Below are 21,768 nucleotides of genomic sequence, written 5' to 3'. Positions count from 1 at the left end.
GGCAACCGATGAAGGCTCTGAACTGTGTAACAGTTGGCGGCGCGCCCGAAGGCTTTGACGCGCAACTTGTTCTGAACGAGGTCGCGCGTTCGGGTGGACCGGTCTGTCACGTTGCCCGTGACGACAAGCGGATGGAGGCTATGCGCGCGGCGCTGGCCTTTTTTGCCCCCAACATGCCGGTCTTCTTTTTTCCGGGCTGGGATTGCCTGCCATATGATCGGGTATCACCTAACCCGGATATCGCCGCTGCTCGGGTGGCGACGCTGGCCGCGCTGGTGCATCAGATGCCCCGGGAATTTGTGCTGCTGACGACCCTGAACGCCGCAACCCAACGGGTTCCGGCACGAGAGGTGTTACGCGAGGCTGCCTTTACAGCGCGGGTCGGAAACCGCATTGACGAAAATGCGTTGCGGAACTTTCTGGTTCGTATGGGGTTCACGCAAAGCCCAACGGTAATGGAGCCCGGTGACTATGCCATTCGGGGTGGCATTATCGACATATTCCCACCCGGAGAAACCGGCCCGGTGCGGCTGGATCTGTTCGGTGATGTTCTGGATGGCGCCCGCCGGTTCGACCCGGTGTCGCAGCGTACGACCGAAAAACTGGACGTGGTGGAACTTTCTCCGGTGTCCGAAGTCATACTGGACGATGCCGCAATAACCCGGTTCCGCCAGAATTACCGGATCGAGTTCGGTGCCGCCGGAACTGATGACCCGCTATACGAAGCGGTTAGCGCAGGGCGCAAGCATCAGGGGATGGAACACTGGCTGCCGTTTTTTCACGACAAGCTCGAGACTCTTTTCGATTACCTTCCCGAAGCAACCGTTACACTGGATGATCAGGTCACCCCTGCGCGGCTGGCGCGTTGGGAGAGTATCGAGGACCAGTATGAAACAAGGCGTCTGGCGCTGGAAAACCGGTCGCGCATGGACACGGTGTACAAACCCACTCCACCCGGCCTGCTTTATCTGGATGACGCTGCATGGGACCAGACTATCGGCGATCGCCGCGTGTTGCAGTTCAATCCGCTGCCGCAGGCCAGCGGACCGGGTGTGATTGATGCCGGGGGGCGGATCGGGCGCAATTTTGCCCCTGAACGCCAGCAGGAAAGCATTAGTCTGTTTGGCGCGTTGGCAAGCCATATCAAAGACAAACTGGACAAGGGTCCGGTTCTTATCGCTTCGTATTCCGAAGGCGCGCGCGAGCGTCTGTCGGGGTTGATCGAGGATGAGGGGCTGGCCGAAGCCATTCCGGTGACCGACGGCAGCCGCATTGGCAAACGTGGTTTGCATCTGTCCGTCTGGGCGTTGGAGCATGGGTTCGAAACCCCTGGTCTGACGGTTATCGCGGAACAGGACGTGTTGGGTGATCGCCTGATCCGCCAGCCAAAAAAGCGCCGCAAGGCCGAGAATTTCCTGACCGAAACCCAGTCACTCAGCCCCGGTGATCTGGTGGTGCATGTGGATCACGGGATTGGGCGTTATAGGGGGATGGAGGTCGTGGCGGCAGCCGGCGCGGCGCATGAATGCCTGCTGCTGGAGTATGCTGAACAGTCCAAGCTGTACCTGCCGGTTGAAAACATCGAATTGTTGTCGAAATACGGCCATGACGAGGGGTTGTTGGACAGACTTGGCGGTGGCGCATGGCAGGCCAAGAAAGCCAAGCTGAAAGAGCGCATTCGCGAGATGGCGGACAAGCTGATCCGCATAGCTGCCGAGCGCGCCTTACGCAAAGCTCCGGTAATGGATCCGCCACCCCACGCGTGGGAGGAATTCAGCGCCCGCTTCCCGTATCAGGAAACCGACGACCAACTGCGCGCCATATCGGAAGTGATGGAGGACATGCACTCGGGCGCGCCGATGGATCGTCTGATCTGCGGTGATGTCGGGTTCGGCAAGACCGAGGTCGCCATGCGCGCAGCTTTTGTGGCTGCGATGTCAGGGGTTCAGGTGGCTGTCGTTGCCCCGACCACTTTGTTGGCGCGGCAGCACGCGGCCTCTTTCAAGGAACGCTTCCGGGGGTTCCCTCTGGAGGTCCGGCAACTTTCACGCTTCGTCTCGGCCAAAGAGGCACAGCAGACCCGTGATGGGCTAGCGCGCGGTACTGTTGATATTGTGATCGGTACCCATGCCCTTTTGGCCAAGGGAATACGGTTCAACAATCTGGGCCTGTTGATAATCGACGAAGAACAGCATTTCGGTGTTGGTCATAAAGAGCGCCTGAAACAGCTGCGCAGTGACATCCACGTTCTGACCCTGACAGCGACTCCTATTCCGCGAACGCTGCAACTGTCTCTGACAGGCGTACGTGACCTGTCGATTATTGGCACGCCGCCCATCGACCGTCTGGCCATTCGCACCTATGTCAGCGAGTTCGACGCGGTCACGATCCGCGAGGCGCTGTTGCGCGAACATTATCGCGGCGGGCAGAGCTTTTACGTGGTGCCGCGCATATCGGACCTGCCGGACATCGAGCAATTCCTAAAGGATCAACTGCCGGAACTCACCTACGTCGTGGCCCACGGGCAAATGGCGGCAGGTGAACTGGACGATCGGATGAACGCGTTCTACGACGGTAAGTATGATGTGCTGCTGGCCACGACGATTGTGGAAAGTGGACTGGACATTCCCACCGCGAACACGATGGTCGTGCATCGGGCGGATATGTTCGGCCTGTCGCAGCTCTATCAGATCCGGGGCCGGGTGGGGCGGTCGAAAACGCGCGCCTATGCCTATCTAACGACAAAACCACGCCAAAAACTGACCGCAACTGCCGAGAAAAGGCTGCGTGTTCTGGGGTCGCTCGACACGCTGGGGGCCGGGTTCACGCTGGCATCGCAAGACCTCGACATTCGCGGCGCGGGCAACCTGCTGGGCGAGGAACAGTCGGGTCAGATGCGTGACGTGGGCTACGAGCTCTACCAGTCGATGCTGGAAGAGGCGATTGCCAAGATCAAGGCAGGCGAGATGGAGGGGCTGTCGGATGCCGACGACCAATGGGCGCCGCAGATCAATCTGGGTGTCCCGGTCCTGATCCCCGAAGATTACGTACCCGATCTGGACGTGCGTCTGGGCCTGTATCGTCGCCTGTCATCCCTGTCGACCAAGGTTGAACTGGAAGGATTTGCAGCCGAATTGATTGACCGTTTTGGGGCGTTGCCGAAAGAGGTGAATACCCTGATGCTGGTCGTCCGCATCAAGGCGATGTGCAAGCGGGCGGGCATTGCCAAGCTCGACGGTGGCCCCAAGGGCGCGACGATTCAGTTCCACAACGACAAATTTGCCTCGCCTCAGGGGTTGGTCGAGTTCATCCAGAACCAGCGTGGGCTGGCCAAGGTCAAGGACAACAAGATCGTTGTGCGCCGCGATTGGAAGAAGGACAGCGACAAGATCAAGGGTGCTTTTGCGATAGCGCGCGATCTGGCCGAGAAGCTGATCGCCGAAAAGAAAAAGGCCCGGGCCTGAGTCAATCACCGGCAACAAACGTGCACAACTGCCACTGGCCCGCGTCGGATTTCACCAGCGCTGCGCGATATCCAACCATGGACCAAAGGAAGTCGCTGTGCATAAACCCGGTGGTGCCGTCGGTCAGGCGGACCCGTTGGTATTCGGCGGCCGGCTGAAAATCAGGAACGATTACGACCTCGTGGCTGATTGCGTCGAGGATCGGCGCGTCTCGGGATGGCTCTTTGCGCAGTGACACGCGGTTGCCCGTCACGAAATAGGCGGTGAAAGGATCAAGTGCGGCGGGCAGTGTGATCTGCCATTGATGCGGCATCCAGAATTCGCCCAGATCGTCGAAGTAACCCGGTTGCGAAAGCGTTTCCTGTAACGCGTCCCAATAAAGGTCGGTTTGCCCAACTGCGCCGTCCGACGAAGAATCCGAAGTTTCGGTCAGGTTCGCGCGCAACTCCAGCGGTCCGCCGGTTCCGCCGTGACTGAGGTAAATATCCGGGCAGGCCAGATCAACGACCGCTTCAATGTCACGAGACGCGATCTTTTCCAGCAGCTCGTTCCGGAACACGACCAGCGTGTTATCATCGGCGGCCTGATCGACAGGAGGAAAGGAAAGGCGTTCAGCAGGTACCGGGCTGCCAATGAAAGCAATGGACAGCAGCATGGAAAAGTACTTCATTCAGCGGCCCTCATCGCAGCTTGCGCACAGAAACAGGACGCGCCGACCGCACGGTCGGCACGGGCAAGAGCAAGGTCCAGACGTTGTTTGATCTGAAGGATTTCAACAGTTTCCCCGCGTGCCTTCAGACAATCGTGCAGTCCCTTGAGGCTCCAGACATTGTCCGGGTGTATCGATGCACGGCTAAGACTGCCCCCCAAACCCAGATCCTCGCGATAGACCGCTTCTGCTTCGGCCGCATGACCCTGTTCGAACAGCAATGCCCCCAAAGCATGTCGCGTGGGCTGCATCCAACCCCACGGCTCATCATAGGGCAGAGTGTCGTCCAGTTCGACAGACCTGCGCAAATGTGCATAGGCGAGTTCGTGGTTTCCCTTTCGGTACTCAATCTCACCACGCAACATTTCACCAGCAATCTCAAGCAGGTCAACAACGCGGTTATTGTGCAGAAGACGCGTCTCGGGAACCCGCTCTTTGGCCTCAAGAAACGCCTGTTCTTCTGCTTCTGCTTCGGGGACCTGATCCGTCGCGGCGAATGCTATCGCGCGTGCATAATGCGTGGTTGCTGTCAGGGTTCGATAGAGTTCGGGGTCAGAAGGCAGCTCTAATGCCTTTGCTTTTTCCCACTGACCAAAGCGGATCAGAATATGCGGCCCCATCGCCATATAACTTTCAAAGTAATCAGCCATGGGCGGGCTCTCTATGCGCAGCATGTCCTCGGGTGTTGTGTCCCAAAGGCCCTGATTGGCGCGCAGGGCGGGTTCCATCTGACCCAGAAACAACGCGCCGTAGATTGCAAAGTGATAATTGTGTTGGCGATAGCCTGTATAGATATTAAACGCCCCTTCGCGTTCGTAATATTTGAGGTCGGCGATACTGGCTTGCTCGTTCCAGTGGACAACGTTTTGATAGTGACCGCATAGAACGTCGATATGGGTTGGCATATGCACCAGATGGCCCGCATCGGGGACCAGTGAGCGCAACTCGTCACCGGCTTTGAGCGCCTTTTCGGGTGTCGGAGACATTTCCATCAGGTGCACATAAAGATGCAGAATGCCGGGATGCGTCATGGCCGCAGGGTTATCGGCCATGGCCCTTTCCAAGGCATCCTGAGCTTCGACTGTCTTTGCGCCTTTTGCTGGTTGGCCCGTGTTAAGATCCCACATTTTCCAAGGCGTTAGGTTTAGCAGCGCCTCGACATAGATCGTGCGCACTTCCAGATTATCGGGTGCGGTTGCAAAACCCGCGCGCATCGCATCGGCAAAATCATGGTCCCAGATATGCATGTCATCTATCGGATCACGCTGCGGATAGCGGGCGGGCAGGGCGCCAATTAGCGCCTGCTCGACAGGCGTGCAGTATTCGGACAGTTCCAGTGCCTTTTGCGTGGCATCATAGGCACAGGCCAGTGCCTTGGCGCGTCCGGCGTCGTCGCGTAAAGCCCAGGGCAGGTTGTAGTTCGGGCCAGCAGCATAGGCGACCCCCCAATGGGCCATTGCGCAGTGGGGATCATGTTCAAGTGCACGTTCGAAGCAGACGATGGCCTCTTCGTGATTGTATCCATAGGTCCAGTTCAAGCCCCGGTCGAACCACAGCTGTGCTTCAGCCGACGAAGTGGATACAGGGCAGGAATAACTGCCTAAATCATAGTAGTCGCTCATCAAAACCTCCCCACGCTTTGCGGAAAGGTTAGCGCGTTTCATTTGCTCTGCACAGGTCAGGCAGGCAGTCTTTCCTCAATCCTGCCCATGTGGACCATCAACCCGAAAGCGACTACGCACATCGTCAGGATACCCGTTGTCAACGGAGTGATTGAGCCGTTGAAAAGCAACCCGATCGGCGCGGCGATTGCTGCGGCCAGAACCGTTGAGATTGCGCCGATAACGGACGCTGCCATCCCGGCGATATGGCCCATCGGCTCCATCGCGATGGCGTTCAGGTTGCCAAGGGTGGTTCCCGCCATAAAGAAGATGGATGTTTGCCATGCGACAAACAGCGCAAATGACGCATTGGGTGACAGGTCAAGATTGCTCAGAAGGATGACCCCCGATGTCAGAAATATCTGCGCCCCCAACGTCCATGTCACCATCTTGCGCATTCCTACACGGACTACGACGGCTGCGTTCAGCAGGCTGGCCGAACCTGAGATGAGTGCGACAAATCCGAACCAGAATGGGAAGCTGTCTCCCCGGTCATGGATGATGTCATAAACCGGCTGCACCATGGTAAGCATGGTAAAGAGCGTACCCATGCACAGTGTCTGAACCAAAATCGACAGACGCACTGAAGGGTGGGCGAACATCTCCTGCGCCGCGGCGATCATCAGTGGCAGCCGGAATGGGCGGCGATTTTCGCGTGCGAGCGACTCGGGCAGGCGCAGGCCCATCCAGATGATTGTAATCAGCGAGAATAGGATGAAGGATATGAATATACCGCGCCAGCCCGTGATGGCGATGACACCTGCGCCCAGCATCGGCGCGATGGCGGGTACAAGGGTGAATATCATCATGGCGATCGAAATAATCCGCGCCATTTCCCGGCCCGAGTAAAGATCACGTACAATCGCCATAGCAACGACACGCGGCCCGGCCGCGCCCAGACCCTGCGCCACGCGCGCTGCCAGCACAAGTTCAAGCGAGGAACTGGCCCAGGCGACGGCAGAGGCAATGATATAAAGGCAGGCGCCGCCATAAATCACTGGTTTCCGCCCGAATGCGTCAGACAGTGGACCCGTGAAAAAGGTGCCAATCCCCATACCCAGGACAAACGATGTCAGGATCAATTGTGCCTTGTTCACGTCATCTGGGCTAAGCTGCATGCCGATTTCGGGTAGGGCGGGCAGCATCGAGTCTATCGAAAACGCAATAGTGGCGAACATCATCGCGATAAGCGCGATGAACTCGCCCTTGGACATACGATCAGCCATGTGGGACTCCTTACCCGTTCGCGCTATCACGCGGGATCAGGCGGCGCTAGGGATGAAAAATGCACAGACCTCTGTGCTATTATGCAGATGAAGGCTCGGATTGAGACATAATTTCACCAATCACCTTTTCCCAAAGATCAGGCGCCTGAGCTCCAGGAACGGCATGTTGATTGGCGATGATATAGGTCGGAACCGAGTTCACGCCCATTTTCCGAGAGTGGGTGTCACGATTGCGAATATCCTCGCGGTCGGCATCCGATTTCAGCAGCTTTCGCACCACTGAGGCGTCCATGCCTGCGGCGTCGGCTATGTCGGCAAGAACATCGTGCTCACCAATGTCCCGACCTTCCACGAAATACGCAGTGAACAGGGCATCGACGACCTCGTTCTGTTTACCTTCGATCCCAGCCCAGTGGATCAGACGGTGTGCATCCAGCGTGTTGGGCGTTCGCCGCATGCTTTCAAAATTGATGTTCAGACCAGCCTTTTCAGCATGTTCGACAACCGGAGTATAGGCGCGCACGGCGCCTTTCTGGCCGCCGAATTTCCGCTCAAGATATTCGCGGCGATCCATCCCACCCTCGGGCATTTCCGGGTTGAGTTGAAAGGGATGCCACTCAATGACGAACGGATGATCGGGTATCGCCGCCAATGCCTTGTCCAGATGTGTCTTGCCGATATAGCACCACGGGCAAATCGGATCGGACAGAATATCGAGCTTGACGGTTTGTGTCATTTGGACTGAGCCTTGAAATAGGCCGGCAAAGCGCGGCGCAGAAGTTTGCCGTTGCCTCCGACGGGCAGGGCGGGAAGGTGGACGAAGGCGCGCGGTTGCTTGTAGCGCGCCAGGTTGGCCTCCACATAGGACTGTAACGCGGCCTCGTCCAGTCTTGCCGGTCCGGTATAGAAAGCTGCGATGACAAAGGTATCCTGTTTCACCCCGACCGAGGCCGCGCCAACTTGGGTAATTCCGGGGTATCTGCTCAGGACGGATTCGACTTCGACGGGTGAAACGCGATATCCGCCCGCATTCATCATGTCATCGTCACGGCCGAGATAAGTGATCTGGCCGTCCTCGGCCATTGCTCCCTGGTCGCCGGTCAGAAACCACTCATCCTGCATACGCGCCTCTGCCTCGTCCGGGGCATTCAGGTAGGTAAGCATCAGACCGGGGTCCGAGCGGTGAACGGCTATGGTACCCTCTTGTCCTGCCGCAACCGGGCCGTCCGGGCCAAGGATGGCCACACGGCGGCCTGATTGCGGTCGCCCCAATGTCTCACCCTGCGCGGGATGTTTCGGGCTGGACGAGATGAAGGTCGAACATTCGGACATTCCGTAGGCCTCGTACAGTTCGGTTTTGGTGACGTTGGACCAATGTTCGTGCAAGTGACGCGACAGTTTTTCGCCCGCACAAAGGCCGTGGCGAAGATGGGGCAGGTCAAACTCATCGATGCTTTGCAGCATCTTGCGGTACACGCCGGGCGCGGCGGCGAAGATCGTTGCCTCGTGGGTCTTCAACAGCTCGGGTAAGGATGACGGGTCCGTTCCGGCTTCGGGGATCAGAGCGGTTGCGCCTGCCGTCCACGGGTCCATCAGCCCAGTGCCCAGTGTGTAGGTCCAGTTGAACGCCCCGGCGTGGCACAGCCGGTCAGCTTCGGTCAGACCGTACCACCCATCCACCATCATTTGACGCGCCCAGATAGCCCGATGTGCATGTGCAACGGCGCGCGGTTTTCCCGAGGTGCCGGAGGTATAAACGACATAGGCCAGACGATCCGGATCCCCCATAGCGTAATCAGCTGGCGGCAGGTTCCGCATGGACGCAAGGTCGTTCAGTTCGATCTGGAGAGGATGCGCCGCGCATGTAACTTGCGGGTCCCGCAAAACTGCTGCTGGTGACAGTTCGTCAATCATTTTGGCCGTTTCCGGCTCGGTCAGCTGTGATGACGTCGGCACCGGAACAATTCCTGCAGAAATTGCACCCAGATAGGCGATGGGAAAATCAACCGTATTACCCAACCGCATCAAGACGATATCACCGGCTTTTAAGCCCACTTTCAATAATCCGGCACCGGTGCCCAGAATGGCGGCCTCAAGATGACCATAGGTCCAGTCCTCGGACCCGTTTTCATATAGGACGGAAAGCGCCGTCTTGTCTGCCAGATCCCCGGTACGGCGCATGACATGTGCTGCAAGGTTGAAGGGGGCCGGGCAGGGTGGCGGTGGGCCTTGATCGAATATCGACAACATGATCGATGGCTACCGCGCCGTCTGTCGCGTTGCAAGCGCCGGGCGCTGGCCCTATAGAAAGGCCCATGACCAATCGCGACCCCAAGTCCATCATCCGCATCGCCCGCGACAATGGCGCCGAGACCGAAGTCGAACCGCTTGACCTGGGCGCCCGGGTGCGCGAGTTGCGCAAGGCCCGGAACTGGACCCTCGAACAGGCTGCCACACAGGCAGGTCTTGCCCGTTCGACGTTGAGCAAGATTGAAAACGGTCAGATGTCACCGACATATGATGCCCTCAAGAAGCTGGCGACCGGGTTGCAGATTTCTGTACCGCAGTTGTTTACCGCACCGCAGCGCGAACAGGTGATCGGGCGGATGGCGATTACCAAATCCGGGGCCGGAACCGCTCATGCCACTGTGACATACGAGCATGAGTTATTGGCCGAAGCTTTGACCAAAAAGCAGATGCTGCCTTATCGTGCGCGGGTCCGGGCGCGTTCCATGGACGAATTCGATGGATGGGTGCGCCACGATGGCGAAGAATTTCTGTATGTTCTGACGGGTGTGGTGCGGCTGTACACCGAATTTTACGAGCCGGTTGAGATGCGACGTGGTGACAGCGCCTATTACGATGGCAGCATGGGCCACAACGTAATTTCCGTCAGTGATGAAGATGCATTGATCCTTTGGGTAACATCACTCGCGTAGCGAGTGGTCGAATTCCCTGTTCAAACCTTCGGTAAACAGAAAGTCCTCAAGTTCTTCGTGAGCTTCGTTAACCGTTAGATGATGGCGTTCGGCCAGATAAGCCTCGAACTGTTTGCGATCTTGTTTCACAAAAGCCATGTCTTTGTCGCGCAGGTTCGGAAATCGCTTTTTTGCACGCGCAAACGAAGCGCTCCAGTCTTGCGTGAGATCGGCCCAGTTTAACATATGTGAGCTTTCCATTCTTTGTGGTTTCAGGATCGCTCTCCCCCGAATAGGTTACGGACCTTCAGGCGGTTTGATAGACAGGGCAAAGTGTCGCACCCCTCTTGAGCGCTGAAAGTCGAAAAAAACCCGCTGCGGAAGACCGCAACAGGGTGATCTGACCAGCATTTGAGTGCGCGGCGCCCGGTCCAGTTGTTCCCCGTCTGTGAACAGCCAGTTCAGCACTATGTGGCCGATGAACACTGCAAGAATCTGCATTAGGATGAACATGGGTATGTGCCAGAGTATATGCCCGCAAAGGTATCGGTGGGCCTTCTTGCGATTGTCTCGGTTGGGTTCGCAAAACTTGTGGAGGGCGTGTACTAATAGGTGCCGGTGATATAGAGGCCCACAAGGGGTGGTACCGCGTACGACTTGTGCCGAATTCCGCCGAAGATCACGAACAGCAGGCTCAAGGTTGCAATGATTTCCGAAAACCACTGATGCGACTCTGCACGATGCATCGTTGTCGAGGTTTGGAGAATCGACAGATCAAACTTGTAATGTGTGGCCCATAAACCGATAATGCAGCCTGCGATCTGGCAGGCCACATAGGGGGCGTCACCGTCTCAGGGGTGTTCTCAACGCATGGCAAAAGCCAGTGTAATCACTGGATCGAAATGTACACCCGATACCGGACCGAGCGTCGTGACAATCGCATAGACGATGCATCCCGTCGCGATCGCGTTCCGCAGCTGCAAATTCATCGACGGATTTCGAGCGCGGCATCAAGACGTCGTAGCCCATTTGCGGCAGCAGTTTCTACACTTCGGTAAGCTGACCTGCGGGAACGAAATCCGGATATCGCCGCATCAACAGCTAAAAAACAAGCCGCTTGGAGTGCGCCAGAGTTCCGGGTGTCTCATCAACATTTTTTCCATATCTAATGAAATATGGAAGTGGTCACTCCTCATACCACCAGACATCGGGCATATATTGCGGCCCGTCGCCGTAAATCGGCAGAGTGTCAGGATACTTCAGTTCGGCAGCATGGGCGATACGGCCCACATCGAAGCTCCAGATGGGAATGACATAGCGTCCAGCCGTCAGAACACGGTCCAGCGCGCGGGTGGCGGCGACGAAATCCTCGTGTGATTCCGACGCCAGCATAGCGTCGATCATGCCATCAACAGCCGGAGAGGCGACACCCATCAGATTTCGGGTGCCCGGAGTATTCGCACCGTCGCTTCCCCAATAAAGCCTTTGTTCGTTGCCCGGAGACAGGGAAAGTGCCCGACGGAAAGGCGTCATGTCAAAATCAAGCTCTGCAATCCGACCCGCATATTGTGCGCTGTCGACCTTTTCAGCGGTTAATCCGATGCCAAGACGTTCCAGCGCACGGGCATAGATTTCGACAACAGTTTCCATTCCGGAATCGCCCTGTTGCAACAGGATGGTCAAATTGAACGTTTTTCCCTGCGAATTTCTCAGTTGCCCGTCCTGTACTGACCACCCCGCGTCAGACAACAGCCCGGCGGCCTTGCGCAGATTTCTGCGATTGCGGGCAGAGCCATCACCTTCGGGCAGACCGTAACCTTCCAGTGTACCGGGAGGCAAATCCCGGGTGTAAGGCCTCAGCAGTTCTTCGACGCGCCCGGTTGCAGGGCCGGGTTGCATGGCCAGATCAGAGCCTGAGAAATAGGAGGTGATCCGGGGTTGCGCGCCGCCGGTGACGGTGTCGTTGATGTACTCAAAGTTGAAGGCAAGCATCAGCGCCTCACGAACGCGCCAATCATCAAGCGGGGGCTTTCGTGTATTCATGACGATGCCCGTCATGCCCGAGGGTTTAGCGTGCGGTATCTCGGTCTTTAGGACGTCACCGCGTTGGACTGCGGGAAAGTTGTACTGATTATCCCACTTCTCGGCATTGAACTCTCGCACAGCCGTCAATTCCCCGGCCTTGAACGCTTCGAACAGGACAGTCTGATCGCCGTAGAATTCGATCCGCATTTCATCGAAATTCATTGTGCCCCGGCGAAAGGGAATGTCCGCTCCCCAATATTCAGGGTTCCTTCGAAGGGTCACATCGCGCCCCGCTTCGTAGTCCTCGACGACATACGGGCCAGAGCCGACCGGTACATCGTGAAGCTGTGCATCGGCGAAATTCTTACCTTCCCACTGGGCCTTCTGCAGGATGGGGCGCAATCCGGCGATCAGTGCCAGTTCCCGATCGGCCTCGGAAAACGTGATGCGAACAGAGCGGGGACCTGTTTGTTCGATACTGTCGATCTTGGACCAAAGCCCTCGGTACCGCAGATGGCCTTCGGTTCCCAGGGTCTCATACGACCAGATCACATCATCGACTGTGACGGGGCTGTTATCCGAGAACCGGGCATCTTCCCGCAGGGTGAATTCGACCCAGGAACGGTCCGGTGCGGTTTCAACCGATTCGGCTAAGAGACCGTAAAGAGTGAAAGGTTCATCCCAGGAACGGCCCATCAGGCTTTCGTGAGTCCAAAATCGCAACTGCCAGGGCGACGTGCCTTTTTGCGTGAACGGGTTGAGGCTGTCGAACCCGCCGGTATTGCCAAAAACGACTCGGCCACCTTTTGGTGCATCCGGGTTTGCGTAGGGCAAGGACACAAAATCCGGTGGCAGTGCGGGGTCTCCATACATAGCTATGCCATGAACCGATTCTGCCTGAGCGATTGACACAGACAAAAGGGTGGTGAATCCCGCGATCAAATGACGGATCGGGAGTGGATAAACTGGTCGCACTTTGGCAACAATCCTGCTCTGGCCTTATTTTCTTGGGATTCACCGTAGCGATGATTTTTCATATTTTCAAACTTTTAGCTTGGATGATGGCACGGAATTGCTTATAAAGGTTCCACTGCTCGATAGGTTTCTTGCCTGTATGAAACCTGCCTCAATAACTTAACGCCCGCTTCGTGCGGGCGTTTTTTTTGGCCCTGTAATCACGGGGAAGTGATCATATCAGTTACAAAGTATGAGGTGAGGCAAACGACGTTTCCCCGTTTTATTTGCAAGTGCAGCATGGCAGTGTGACCCAAATTAAATCATTCATTGGGAGAGCCGCCATGAGCTTGTCGGGTAAAACAGCGATCATCACGGGATCTAATTCGGGGATTGGCTTGGGCGTCGCGTGGGAACTGGCTAGGGCCGGGGCCGATGTGGTGCTGAATTCATTCACGGACCGTGACGAGGACCATGCGCTTGCCGCGCAGATCTCTCAGGAAACGGGTACAAACGCCCGGTACATTAAGGCTGACATGTCCAGCGGCGACGAATGCCGTGCATTGATCGAGCAGGCGGGTGCTTGTGATATTCTGGTCAACAACGCCGGTATTCAGCACGTATCGCCCATAGATATTTTTCCGGTAGAAAAATGGGATGCGATAATCGCGATCAACCTGAACTCGGTTTTTCACACCACCGCAGTTGCTTTGCCGATGATGCGCAAGGCGGGTTGGGGTCGTGTCATCAATATCGCGTCAGCACACGGTCTTACTGCGTCGCCTTATAAAGCCGCGTATGTCGCCGCCAAACACGGCGTTGTAGGTATGTCAAAGACCATCGCGTTGGAGACTGCACAAGAGCCGATTACCTGTAACGCGATCTGTCCGGGTTACGTTCTGACCCCGCTGGTCGAGGCGCAGATCCCCGACACCATGAAAGAATACAACATGAGTCGTGAGGACGTGATAAAGAACGTCATGCTTGAACGGCAGCCATCGAAAGAGTTCGCGACGGTGGAACAGTTGGGCGGCACTGCAGTGTTTCTGTGTTCCGATGCGGCGGCGCAGATTACTGGTACGACGATCTCGGTCGATGGGGGCTGGACGGCTCTTTGATCTCTTGTGGGGGCTGTGCCCCCATATCCCCGAGGTGTTTCCAAGCAGAAGAAGGGGCGAGGTTTGAAACGGATCAATCTGGCTTTGCAGGGTGGCGGGGCGCACGGCGCCTTTACTTGGGGCGTGTTGGACAGGCTTCTGGACGAAGAAGATATTGAGGTGGCGGCAATCACCGGCACGTCTGCCGGGGCGTTGAACGGCGCCGCCTTCAAGTCCGGAATGGTCAAGGCGGGCCGGGCCGGGGCACGGGAATGTCTGGATGATTTGTGGAAGCGTATGGGTGCTGTCGGCGATATGCGGATTGCGCATTGGATGCGCGGGCTGGAACCTTCGCAGATCGCACAGGCCATAGAATATTCGGTTCCCTTTTCGGTGGCAGATGCCTGGTCACGTATGGTGTCGCCCTATGCGTATGGTCCGTTTTACCGCAATCCGCTTGCATCTGTCGTGGACAGGTTTGATTTCCATGAAATCTGCGCTGATGAAGGTCCTGACCTGTTTGTCTGCGCAACCTGCGTGCGTAGCGGCAAGATCAGGGTTTTCACAGGTGGTGAAATATCGACGGATGCCATTCTGGCCTCGGCTTGTTTGCCAAACCTGTTTCAGGCGGTCGAGATTTATGACCCGAAATCGGATCGAACCGAAGCCTATTGGGACGGGGGGTATACCGGCAACCCCGCCCTTTACCCATTGTTCAATGATGTGCTGCCAGACGACGTCGTGATCGTTAACATCAACCCGCTGGAGCGGGACGAGGTTCCCAAGACACCGCAGCAGATTCAGAACCGGATCAACGAGATCAGCTTTAACTCTTCGCTCTTGCGCGAGCTGAGGGCGATCAATTTCGTACAACGGCTGCTGGCAGACGGTAAGCTGAAGGCCGGCGAGATGAACCGCGTTCTGGTTCACATGATCGCGGATGACGAATTAATGAACAGCCTGTCGGTTGCGACCAAAACGGTTCCGACCCCTGTCATTCTGCACAAGTTGAAACATGCAGGGCGCGCAGCGGCTGAACGATTCCTTCAGGATCACAAATCGGATATCGGTGAACGCAGTACAGTAGACCTGCCGATGATGTTCAGTTGATCATTCCGGCGGCTGCGTCGGGTCTTTTTCGTTTGGATAGACAAGACCGGCCGAGATCACGAGTTTCGCCGCATCCTCGATCGTCATGTCCAGAAGAATGACATCTTCGGCAGGGAAGAACAGCAGAAATCCCGAGGTAGGGTTGGGCGTGGTCGGAACGAATACGCTATACAACTCGCCAGCGGTCTCCGCCCTTTGGCTGATTTCACCTCTGGCTGTTGTCGAAACGAACCCGATGGCCCAAATTCCACGGCGCGGATACTGGATCAGACAGGCTTTTTCAAAGGACCGCTCGGTCTGTGCGAAAACCGTCTCAGATATCTGTTTGATGCCGGAATAGATCGACCGGACAACCGGCATCCGGTTCACCAGACTTTCTGCGAAATGTATCAGCGAACGGCCCAGAATACCTTTGGCAATCCAGCCGACGATAATCGTGAAGAACAGAAAAAAGATGACACCGACGCCGTGAACATTGATGCCCACGTATTCCTCGGGCTGGAAACGCTGTGGCACCAACGGTAGGACCGCACTGTCGATCCAGCCGACGACTGACCAGATCAGCCACCCGGTCAGCCAGACTGGCGCAATGACCACGATACCCGTCAAAAAAGAGGCGCGAAGTCCGGCCAGCAGACCTGGGCGGCGATGAGGTTCTTCGTCGAACGGTGTATTCATTACGTTTCCGAGTGGTTTACCAGACTAGTTAGGAAGTTTGGAACGCCGGTACAATAGTCTTTAATGCGTTGCTTTCATTACGTGCCGTCCGTCAGGGATTTGGCGATTTTGGCGGCAAGGCGAGCGTTGTTTCGCACAAGCGCGATGTTGGCGGTCAACGACCGGCCCTCGGTTTGTTCGAAAATACGTTGGAGGAGATAGGGCGTAACGCCTTTTCCGGTAATCCGGTGCGCCACGGCATCCGACTGTGCGGATGCGATGATGGGGGCCAGTTCCTCGGCTGGAATCTGTGCGTCATTCGGAATGGGATTGGCGACCAGTTGGCCGCCCGGAACGCCCAGTGCCCGGCGAATTGTATGCGCTTTGGCGATTTCTTTGGCGCTATCCATTCGTAGGGGGGCAGCAAATTGCGATTTGGCGGACCAGAAGGCCGGAAACTCGTCCTGACCATGGGCAATAACTGGCACACCCAGCGTTTCCAGCACTTCCAGAGTTTTGGCGAGGTCGAGGATCGCCTTTGCGCCAGCTGCAACAACTGTAACCGGGGTTTGGGCTAGTTCCTGCAGGTCGGCGGAGATGTCGAATGAAGTCTCCGCCCCCTGATGCACGCCACCGATACCGCCGGTTGCAAACACTTCGATCCCGGCGAGATGCGCGGCGATCATGGTGGCGGCAACCGTTGTAGCCCCTGTGCCACCTGTGGCGATACAGGCGGCCATGTCGGCGCGGGACAGTTTTGCAACGCCCTGGGCCTGCCCCAGTGCAGCCAGCTGTTCTGGTTCAAGCCCCACGTGCAGCACGCCTTTGATCACGGCAATGGTTGCCGGAACGGCACCGGCATCGCGAATGTCCTGTTCAACCCGGGCTGCGACCTCGACGTTCTGCGGGTGCGGCATGCCATGTGTAATGATCGTGCTTTCCAGCGCGACAACGGGTTGACCTGCATCCTTGGCGGCGCGGACTTCGGTTGAGTATTGGATGTCGATCACAGCGGGGTTTCTCCGGAAACGTAAGTTGCGGCGGCATGTAGGGCGCGGGCCAGTGCCTCGTCCCTGTTCGCGCCATTTGCTTCAGCGGCAATATGGGCCGCCATGAATGTGTCACCAGCCCCGGTAACGCGGGTTACCAGAACCGATGGAGGGGTTTGTGTCACCACACCCAGGGTACTGCCCTCGGTGGCAGAGTTGCCGCCATCTGTCACAAGAACACGTAGGGCGCCGCGATCAAGCAAGCCCTTGGCGGCACTTTCTGAATCGGAAAACTCACGCTGGCAAAGCAATCCAGCTTCTTCAAGGTTTACGTACAGGGTTGCCCGCGCGTGTTTGAGAAACGGCAGAAGCCGCTCGGCCTTGCCGGGCGAGGCTGGCGCAACGCGCAGGTCTGCTCGGGCGAAAGCCGGGCTTTGGGCGATATCTTCCAGCAGATCCAGCGTCAGGTTCCCGTCCAGAGCGATCAGCCCTTCGAACGGCGTGTTTTCATACCCAAGCGGACCGTGAAGCAGGGGGCGCAGGATTTTGGCGCCTGCGGCCTCCAGCGAGTGGGCATCGGCGATGGCTGCAATCAATCCGTTCGCGCCCTCGACCGCCATATATCGGTCGGTCGGCAGGTCCTGCGAGCGATAGACGTGATCGGTGACCATACCCAGACGCGCGCAGGAATGGACCAGTTCATCACCTTCGGGATCGCGGCCAATCGCCGTCAGCAGGGTCGGGGTCATACCGAACCTGACCAGGGTCATGGCGATATTCATCGCGACGCCGCCGGGCAGGCGCGTAATTCGGCCCGGCACGTCCGATCCCTGACGCATATGGCTGGCGGATCGGCCGATGATGTCCCAAAGGACCGAGCCGATGCACAGGATTTCAGTGTTCTGAGTCATGGCGCTGTCATGCCGCAGCGCTGGTGCAGGCGCAAGTCGGAAGGTGGACATTAGGTCCGGGCGTTCAGCAACCGACGGGCTGGATTTGCGCTTGATCTCGTCTGAATTCAGTCGGACTATTGGTGGACAGATACTTGTGATTTGCAAATAGTTTTATGGTGATACGCAAATGAAGACTGTTTCAGGGGCTTTGCGCTCTGGTCTGCTTGGGCCGCTTTGTTTGCTTGCGGTTTTGCTTTTTGCCCCGAACCAATCCGCGTCACATGAGATCACGCCGACAGTCGCAGACTTTCAGGTCAAAAACGGCGATTTGTTTATCGAGCTTCACTTCAATGCCGAAGCGTTTGTTGCCGGTATGAATCTGGATAATCTCTCAGACACAGCCGAAGCGGACGAGTCTGCAAACTATTCGAAGCTTCGTTCTTTGGTTTCCTCCGAACTGGAACCATTGGTGCGAGAGTTCGCAATTCCCTGGATGGACAAGCTGGATGTTCAGGCTCAGGGTCAGGTCAAGCTGTCCTATGAAGGTGTTAATATTCCTGTTGTCGGCAATCGGGAGGCCGCGCGCACGTCAACTTTGCTGTTAACCGGAAATATCCCTGAAAACGCCCATAACCTGCAGGTGAGTTGGCCGGTTGGTGCCGGCTCTCTGGTTCTGCGGCAACAAGGCGTTGAGGCCCCGTACACTGGCTTTCTGCAGGGTGGTGAGACCAGCCCCGCCATTCCGTTGGTCGGGGGATCAGCACTGGGATCGACCGAAACGATGGAAACCTTTTTTGCATTGGGGTTCAGTCGTATTCTGCCCAACGGCCCTGAGCAGATCGCGTTTGTTCTGGCTATGTTGTTTCTATCCGTCAAGGTCCGACCGCTGATCTTGCAACTCATCCCTTTTTCATTGGGGTTTTCCACGATGCTGGCCTTGGGTACTTTGGCGATTGTCGCCGTGCCGCAGGCTGTGGTCGCATTATTGGTTCCAACGGGTATCGTTTTGCTGTCCGTCGAGAACATATTTGCCCGCCGGTTGCACCTGTGGCGAATGATTGCTGTTTTTGGATTTGGAGTGCTGCATGGATCGGACGCGGCATCGGATCTGATCAAAGGCGCAATTCCACCAAATCACGCCATGTCCGCAATCATTGGCTATGGCGTGGGTGCCGGTTTGGCAATTCTGGCCATTGGCATTGCCGGATTTGCCGTCATTACACTTTTTTCTTTTGGTTCACAGCGATTTCGCAGTCGGATCAGAATACCGGCCTCGATGGTGATAGCGTTGGTTGGCGTGTACTGGTGTATCACGCCATTCCTTGCCCTCTAGGCCATCGCCGCGGTCAGCTTTTTGAGGGTGGCCAGCGGATCATCGTTCGACCAGATTTCATCCCCCAATCCGAAGAAATCCGTGCAGGGGGTAAGGGCGCGAATGCTGTCTTCGGTCAGACCGCCTTCGGCGACGACCGGAACCTCGATCATATCAGACCACCACTGAAACAGCTCAGGCTCTGCCACTGTACCATCACCAAGCGAAGCATTGCCCACCGGCCCGAAAGCGACATAGTCCGCACCGGCCTCACCTGCGTTCATCCCGTCGTGACGTGATGCCCCGCAAAAACTGCCGACGATGGCATCAGGTCCCAGTTCTTTTCTGGCGGCACGTACCGAACGTGCCGCGTCGTCCAGATGCACACCATCAAGGCCCAAACGCTGAGCGAGAAGAACGTGGTTCGAAATTACAAGTGCTACGTCGCGCGCGTGGGCCACTTCGCGGCAGGCATCCGCAATGCGGGCAATTGAGTCCTCGTCATTGCCTGCGAGCGCGAGCCTTATGCAGGCAATCTCGGCCCCGTCCAGAACGCGGGCGAGTTGATCGGGATAGGTGTCCAGTTGGATGGACGGCGGAGTGATCAGATAGATTTGCGGCTGCTCGGGGGCGTCCATCGTTGCGGTCCTTCGCGTTGTCTTTCGCGCGGTTTAGCGGATTGTGGGCGGGAAGCAAACTTTTATGCCTCCGGCGGGGATATTTGGGGCAAGAGGAAGAGTGGTGAGGGTTGCTCTGCCGGGGCCGCGCGACTAGAGCAGGCGCAGCCATTCGGAGTTTGACATGCCCAGCGACAAATCCCAGCCTTCATTTGTGCTTGTGCGCCCCCAGATGGGTGAAAATATCGGGGCCGCAGCACGGGCGATGTGGAACTTCGGTTTGGACCGGATGCGTATCGTGGCGCCGCGCGATGGCTGGCCGAACCCCAAAGCCGTTGCCATGTCCAGCGGGGCAGGCCGATTGCTGGACGAGGCGCAGTTGTTTGACGATCTGGCGGAGGGTCTGTCGGATCGGACGTTTGTGTTCGCTACCACGGCCCGCCAGCGGGGGTTGACCAAGCCGGTTTACAGCCCCGAGCGCGCGATGCAGATCGCTGCGGAAAAGGTAGCGGCTGGCGAGCAGGTGGCGGTTCTGTTTGGTCCGGAACGAGCGGGGCTTGAGAATGAAGACATTGCTAAAGCCAACGCCATTATCTCAGTCCCGGTGAACCCCGAATACGCCTCGCTGAATCTGGGACAATGCGTGTTGCTGACCGCATATGAGTGGATGCGCCAATCTGCCGATGTCGTGCACGAGACGACTGATCTGGGCAAGGGGGATTGGGCCACGGGAATCGAGGTCGAAAAGCTGGTCGAGCACTATGAGGACCGGTTGGAGGAGGCCGGGTTCTTTTATCCGCCGGAAAAGGCCGAAGGGATGAAGGTAAACCTGCGCAATCTGTGGTCGCGGATGCGCATGACGCGCGCAGACGTTCAAATGTTGCACGGGATCATGCGTCAGATGGTCCGGTGGAAGGACAAGGGCTGAGGCTGGACCTCGGTCGGCCATGGCCCTAGCCTGCGTGAAATTCAAGGACATGAGGATGGCATGAGCGGCAAGCGCAGCATCTTTGAGGAAGTCTCGGACAATCAACAACAACAGGCGGTTCAGCCCGGCTTGATTGATCGTGGCAGGGGTGGGGCAAGGCGCGCAATCCGGGCCTGGCTGATGATCCTGTTCGCTTTGGTCGTGGCCATGATCGTTGTCGGCGGTTTGACTCGTTTGACCGACAGCGGCCTGTCCATCACCGAATGGCGCCCGATCACTGGAGCCATTCCCCCGATGAGTGAGGCGGACTGGCAGGCCGAGTTCGACAAGTACAAGCAAATTGATCAGTGGCGCATTCAGAACCAGTGGATGGAGCTTGATGATTTCAAGTCGATCTACTGGTGGGAATGGGGGCACCGCCAGCTTGGCCGGGTAACCGGTTTGGTTTGGGCGCTAGGCTTTTTTGGATTTCTGGCCGCGCGGAAAATTCCGGCGGGCTGGACAGGGCGTCTGCTGCTGCCCGGAATCCTGGGAGGCATTCAGGGCGGAATTGGATGGTGGATGGTCGCCTCGGGCGTGACGCAGGGCGAGGGGATGATTGCCGTCGCCAGCTACCGTCTGGCGGTTCACCTCGGACTGGCCTTTGTGATCCTCGGCTTTCTGGCGTGGTATATCTTTATGCTCGGCCGGGAGGAGCGGGACCTTATGCAGGCGCGCCGCGCGAAGGAGGATCGGTTGTTTTCGTTGTCGACCGGCCTCATGCATTTTACCTTTCTACAAATTCTGATCGGTGCGCTGGTAGCGGGTATCGATGCCGGGCGTTCCTTTACCGATTGGCCATTGATCGGGGGGCAGTTGCTGCCGCCCGATGCAACAATGCTGGAACCAATGTGGCGGAATTTCTTTGAAAGCCCGGGGCTGGTGCAATTCATACACCGCTGCGCAGGATATCTTCTGTTTGCGTTTGGAGTTGTCGTCTGGTTGCGCGGACGGACAAGTGCGCATCCACAAACGCAGTTTGCGTTCAATGCGGTATTTGCCGCGCTGTCGCTGCAAGTGGTGCTTGGTATCGTAACAGTTGTCTACGCCGCACCTTGGCAAATCGCCATATTGCACCAATTAATGGCCGTTGTGGTCTGGACGCTGATATTGCGTGCGCGCTTCCTGACCGCCTATCCGATCCCAACCTCTTTACGTGGAGCTTGAAC

At 57.2% G+C, this 21,768-nt stretch carries 20 protein-coding genes; 7 read left to right on the top strand and 13 right to left on the bottom strand.

Annotation, left to right across the window (positions count from 1 at the left end; all coding sequences use genetic code 11):
- Positions 1–8 precede the first annotated feature (8 nt).
- Complete coding sequence (gene mfd, locus ACR0D6_RS00210) at positions 9–3,464, top strand: transcription-repair coupling factor (protein ID WP_480764045.1); 3,456 nt, start codon at positions 9–11, stop codon at positions 3,462–3,464.
- Position 3,465: 1 nt separating this feature from the next.
- Here mfd and ACR0D6_RS00205 read toward each other — a convergent pair whose 3' ends face one another.
- The 5 genes from ACR0D6_RS00205 to ACR0D6_RS00185 all read right to left on the bottom strand — a co-directional run bounded on the left by ACR0D6_RS00205 (position 3,466) and on the right by ACR0D6_RS00185 (position 9,310).
- Positions 3,466–4,134 (bottom strand): SH3 domain-containing protein, encoded by a 669-nt coding sequence (locus ACR0D6_RS00205; RefSeq protein ID WP_480764044.1) that lies wholly within the window; start codon positions 4,132–4,134, stop codon positions 3,466–3,468.
- Positions 4,131–5,795 (bottom strand): tetratricopeptide repeat protein, encoded by a 1,665-nt coding sequence (locus tag ACR0D6_RS00200; RefSeq protein ID WP_480764043.1) that lies wholly within the window; start codon positions 5,793–5,795, stop codon positions 4,131–4,133. Before ACR0D6_RS00200 ends, ACR0D6_RS00205 begins: the two co-directional genes overlap by 4 nt.
- A gap of 56 nt (positions 5,796–5,851) precedes the next feature.
- Complete coding sequence (locus ACR0D6_RS00195) at positions 5,852–7,060, bottom strand: multidrug effflux MFS transporter (protein ID WP_480764042.1); 1,209 nt, start codon at positions 7,058–7,060, stop codon at positions 5,852–5,854.
- A 79-nt stretch (positions 7,061–7,139) separates the two neighbouring features.
- Entirely contained in the window at positions 7,140–7,796 is a 657-nt protein-coding gene (locus tag ACR0D6_RS00190) for a DsbA family oxidoreductase (protein WP_170650119.1), read from the bottom strand.
- Positions 7,793–9,310 carry a class I adenylate-forming enzyme family protein gene (locus ACR0D6_RS00185; RefSeq protein WP_480764041.1) on the bottom strand — a complete coding sequence of 506 codons (1,518 nt, stop codon included), beginning with the start codon at positions 9,308–9,310 and terminating at the stop codon, positions 7,793–7,795. Before ACR0D6_RS00185 ends, ACR0D6_RS00190 begins: the two co-directional genes overlap by 4 nt.
- 65 nt (positions 9,311–9,375) lie before the next feature.
- Between ACR0D6_RS00185 and ACR0D6_RS00180 the strand changes: the two genes are divergently transcribed.
- A complete protein-coding gene (locus ACR0D6_RS00180; RefSeq protein WP_170650115.1) occupies positions 9,376–9,999 on the top strand; it encodes an XRE family transcriptional regulator in 624 nt (207 codons plus the stop codon).
- On the opposite strand, the gene ACR0D6_RS00175 is transcribed toward ACR0D6_RS00180, so the two are convergent.
- The 4 genes from ACR0D6_RS00175 to ACR0D6_RS00160 all read right to left on the bottom strand — a co-directional run bounded on the left by ACR0D6_RS00175 (position 9,988) and on the right by ACR0D6_RS00160 (position 12,876).
- Positions 9,988–10,239, bottom strand: coding sequence for a hypothetical protein (locus ACR0D6_RS00175; RefSeq protein ID WP_480726381.1), 252 nt, complete (start codon positions 10,237–10,239; stop codon positions 9,988–9,990). The genes ACR0D6_RS00180 and ACR0D6_RS00175 overlap by 12 nt on opposite strands.
- A 344-nt stretch (positions 10,240–10,583) precedes the next feature.
- The gene (locus ACR0D6_RS00170; RefSeq protein WP_480764040.1) at positions 10,584–10,724 is read right to left on the bottom strand and encodes a hypothetical protein; all 141 of its coding nucleotides are present in this window, start codon (positions 10,722–10,724) and stop codon (positions 10,584–10,586) included.
- Positions 10,725–10,841: 117 nt separating this feature from the next.
- Complete coding sequence (locus ACR0D6_RS00165) at positions 10,842–10,967, bottom strand: hypothetical protein (protein WP_480764039.1); 126 nt, start codon at positions 10,965–10,967, stop codon at positions 10,842–10,844.
- 196 nt (positions 10,968–11,163) lie between these two features.
- A complete protein-coding gene (locus ACR0D6_RS00160) occupies positions 11,164–12,876 on the bottom strand; it encodes an extracellular solute-binding protein (protein ID WP_480764038.1) in 1,713 nt (570 codons plus the stop codon).
- Between the two features lie 425 nt (positions 12,877–13,301).
- On the opposite strand from ACR0D6_RS00160, the gene ACR0D6_RS00155 reads away from it, so the two are divergent.
- Positions 13,302–14,075 carry a 3-hydroxybutyrate dehydrogenase gene (locus tag ACR0D6_RS00155; RefSeq protein WP_480764037.1) on the top strand — a complete coding sequence of 258 codons (774 nt, stop codon included), beginning with the start codon at positions 13,302–13,304 and terminating at the stop codon, positions 14,073–14,075.
- 63 nt (positions 14,076–14,138) lie between these two features.
- Complete coding sequence (locus ACR0D6_RS00150; RefSeq protein ID WP_480764036.1) at positions 14,139–15,164, top strand: patatin-like phospholipase family protein; 1,026 nt, start codon at positions 14,139–14,141, stop codon at positions 15,162–15,164.
- Here ACR0D6_RS00150 and ACR0D6_RS00145 read toward each other — a convergent pair whose 3' ends face one another.
- The 3 genes from ACR0D6_RS00145 to ACR0D6_RS00135 form a co-directional block, all read right to left on the bottom strand.
- Positions 15,165–15,842 carry a DUF502 domain-containing protein gene (locus ACR0D6_RS00145; RefSeq protein WP_170650111.1) on the bottom strand — a complete coding sequence of 226 codons (678 nt, stop codon included), beginning with the start codon at positions 15,840–15,842 and terminating at the stop codon, positions 15,165–15,167.
- A gap of 77 nt (positions 15,843–15,919) precedes the next feature.
- On the bottom strand, positions 15,920–16,831 hold the full coding sequence (locus tag ACR0D6_RS00140; protein WP_480764035.1) for a pseudouridine-5'-phosphate glycosidase: 912 nt from the start codon (positions 16,829–16,831) through the stop codon (positions 15,920–15,922).
- Entirely contained in the window at positions 16,828–17,721 is an 894-nt protein-coding gene (locus ACR0D6_RS00135; protein ID WP_480726973.1) for a PfkB family carbohydrate kinase, read from the bottom strand. Before ACR0D6_RS00135 ends, ACR0D6_RS00140 begins: the two co-directional genes overlap by 4 nt.
- 169 nt (positions 17,722–17,890) lie before the next feature.
- On the opposite strand from ACR0D6_RS00135, the gene ACR0D6_RS00130 reads away from it, so the two are divergent.
- Positions 17,891–19,036, top strand: a complete 1,146-nt coding sequence (locus ACR0D6_RS00130) for a HupE/UreJ family protein (RefSeq protein WP_480764034.1) — start codon at positions 17,891–17,893, stop codon at positions 19,034–19,036.
- Here the strand turns inward: ACR0D6_RS00130 and ACR0D6_RS00125 are convergent.
- On the bottom strand, positions 19,033–19,653 hold the full coding sequence (locus ACR0D6_RS00125) for a thiamine phosphate synthase (protein ID WP_480764033.1): 621 nt from the start codon (positions 19,651–19,653) through the stop codon (positions 19,033–19,035). The two genes, ACR0D6_RS00130 and ACR0D6_RS00125, sit on opposite strands and share 4 nt — an antisense overlap.
- A gap of 163 nt (positions 19,654–19,816) precedes the next feature.
- Between ACR0D6_RS00125 and ACR0D6_RS00120 the strand changes: the two genes are divergently transcribed.
- Positions 19,817–20,560 carry an RNA methyltransferase gene (locus tag ACR0D6_RS00120; protein ID WP_170650106.1) on the top strand — a complete coding sequence of 248 codons (744 nt, stop codon included), beginning with the start codon at positions 19,817–19,819 and terminating at the stop codon, positions 20,558–20,560.
- A 60-nt stretch (positions 20,561–20,620) separates the two neighbouring features.
- Positions 20,621–21,766, top strand: a complete 1,146-nt coding sequence (gene ctaA / locus ACR0D6_RS00115) for a heme A synthase (protein ID WP_480764032.1) — start codon at positions 20,621–20,623, stop codon at positions 21,764–21,766.
- The last annotated feature ends 2 nt before the right edge of the window (positions 21,767–21,768 follow it).

Source organism: Ruegeria sp. BJ6, from assembly GCF_056537885.1.
Note: the sequence above shows the minus strand (reverse complement) of the source record. Positions and strands in the feature narration are given on the sequence as shown.

Excerpts from the sequence above, each read along its gene's own strand:
- mfd (WP_480764045.1), top strand. The coding sequence starts at position 9 with ATGAAGGCTCTGAACTGTGTAACAGTTGGCGGCGCGCCCGAAGGCTTT.
- ACR0D6_RS00205 (WP_480764044.1), bottom strand. The coding sequence starts at position 4,134 with ATGAAGTACTTTTCCATGCTGCTGTCCATTGCTTTCATTGGCAGCCCG.
- ACR0D6_RS00200 (WP_480764043.1), bottom strand. The coding sequence starts at position 5,795 with ATGAGCGACTACTATGATTTAGGCAGTTATTCCTGCCCTGTATCCACT.
- ACR0D6_RS00195 (WP_480764042.1), bottom strand. The coding sequence starts at position 7,060 with ATGGCTGATCGTATGTCCAAGGGCGAGTTCATCGCGCTTATCGCGATG.
- ACR0D6_RS00190 (WP_170650119.1), bottom strand. The coding sequence starts at position 7,796 with ATGACACAAACCGTCAAGCTCGATATTCTGTCCGATCCGATTTGCCCG.
- ACR0D6_RS00185 (WP_480764041.1), bottom strand. The coding sequence starts at position 9,310 with ATGTTGTCGATATTCGATCAAGGCCCACCGCCACCCTGCCCGGCCCCC.
- ACR0D6_RS00180 (WP_170650115.1), top strand. The coding sequence starts at position 9,376 with ATGACCAATCGCGACCCCAAGTCCATCATCCGCATCGCCCGCGACAAT.
- ACR0D6_RS00175 (WP_480726381.1), bottom strand. The coding sequence starts at position 10,239 with ATGGAAAGCTCACATATGTTAAACTGGGCCGATCTCACGCAAGACTGG.
- ACR0D6_RS00170 (WP_480764040.1), bottom strand. The coding sequence starts at position 10,724 with ATGCATCGTGCAGAGTCGCATCAGTGGTTTTCGGAAATCATTGCAACC.
- ACR0D6_RS00165 (WP_480764039.1), bottom strand. The coding sequence starts at position 10,967 with ATGAATTTGCAGCTGCGGAACGCGATCGCGACGGGATGCATCGTCTAT.
- ACR0D6_RS00160 (WP_480764038.1), bottom strand. The coding sequence starts at position 12,876 with ATGTATGGAGACCCCGCACTGCCACCGGATTTTGTGTCCTTGCCCTAC.
- ACR0D6_RS00155 (WP_480764037.1), top strand. The coding sequence starts at position 13,302 with ATGAGCTTGTCGGGTAAAACAGCGATCATCACGGGATCTAATTCGGGG.
- ACR0D6_RS00145 (WP_170650111.1), bottom strand. The coding sequence starts at position 15,842 with ATGAATACACCGTTCGACGAAGAACCTCATCGCCGCCCAGGTCTGCTG.
- ACR0D6_RS00135 (WP_480726973.1), bottom strand. The coding sequence starts at position 17,721 with ATGACTCAGAACACTGAAATCCTGTGCATCGGCTCGGTCCTTTGGGAC.
- ACR0D6_RS00130 (WP_480764034.1), top strand. The coding sequence starts at position 17,891 with ATGAAGACTGTTTCAGGGGCTTTGCGCTCTGGTCTGCTTGGGCCGCTT.
- ACR0D6_RS00125 (WP_480764033.1), bottom strand. The coding sequence starts at position 19,653 with ATGGACGCCCCCGAGCAGCCGCAAATCTATCTGATCACTCCGCCGTCC.
- ACR0D6_RS00120 (WP_170650106.1), top strand. The coding sequence starts at position 19,817 with ATGCCCAGCGACAAATCCCAGCCTTCATTTGTGCTTGTGCGCCCCCAG.
- ctaA (WP_480764032.1), top strand. The coding sequence starts at position 20,621 with ATGAGCGGCAAGCGCAGCATCTTTGAGGAAGTCTCGGACAATCAACAA.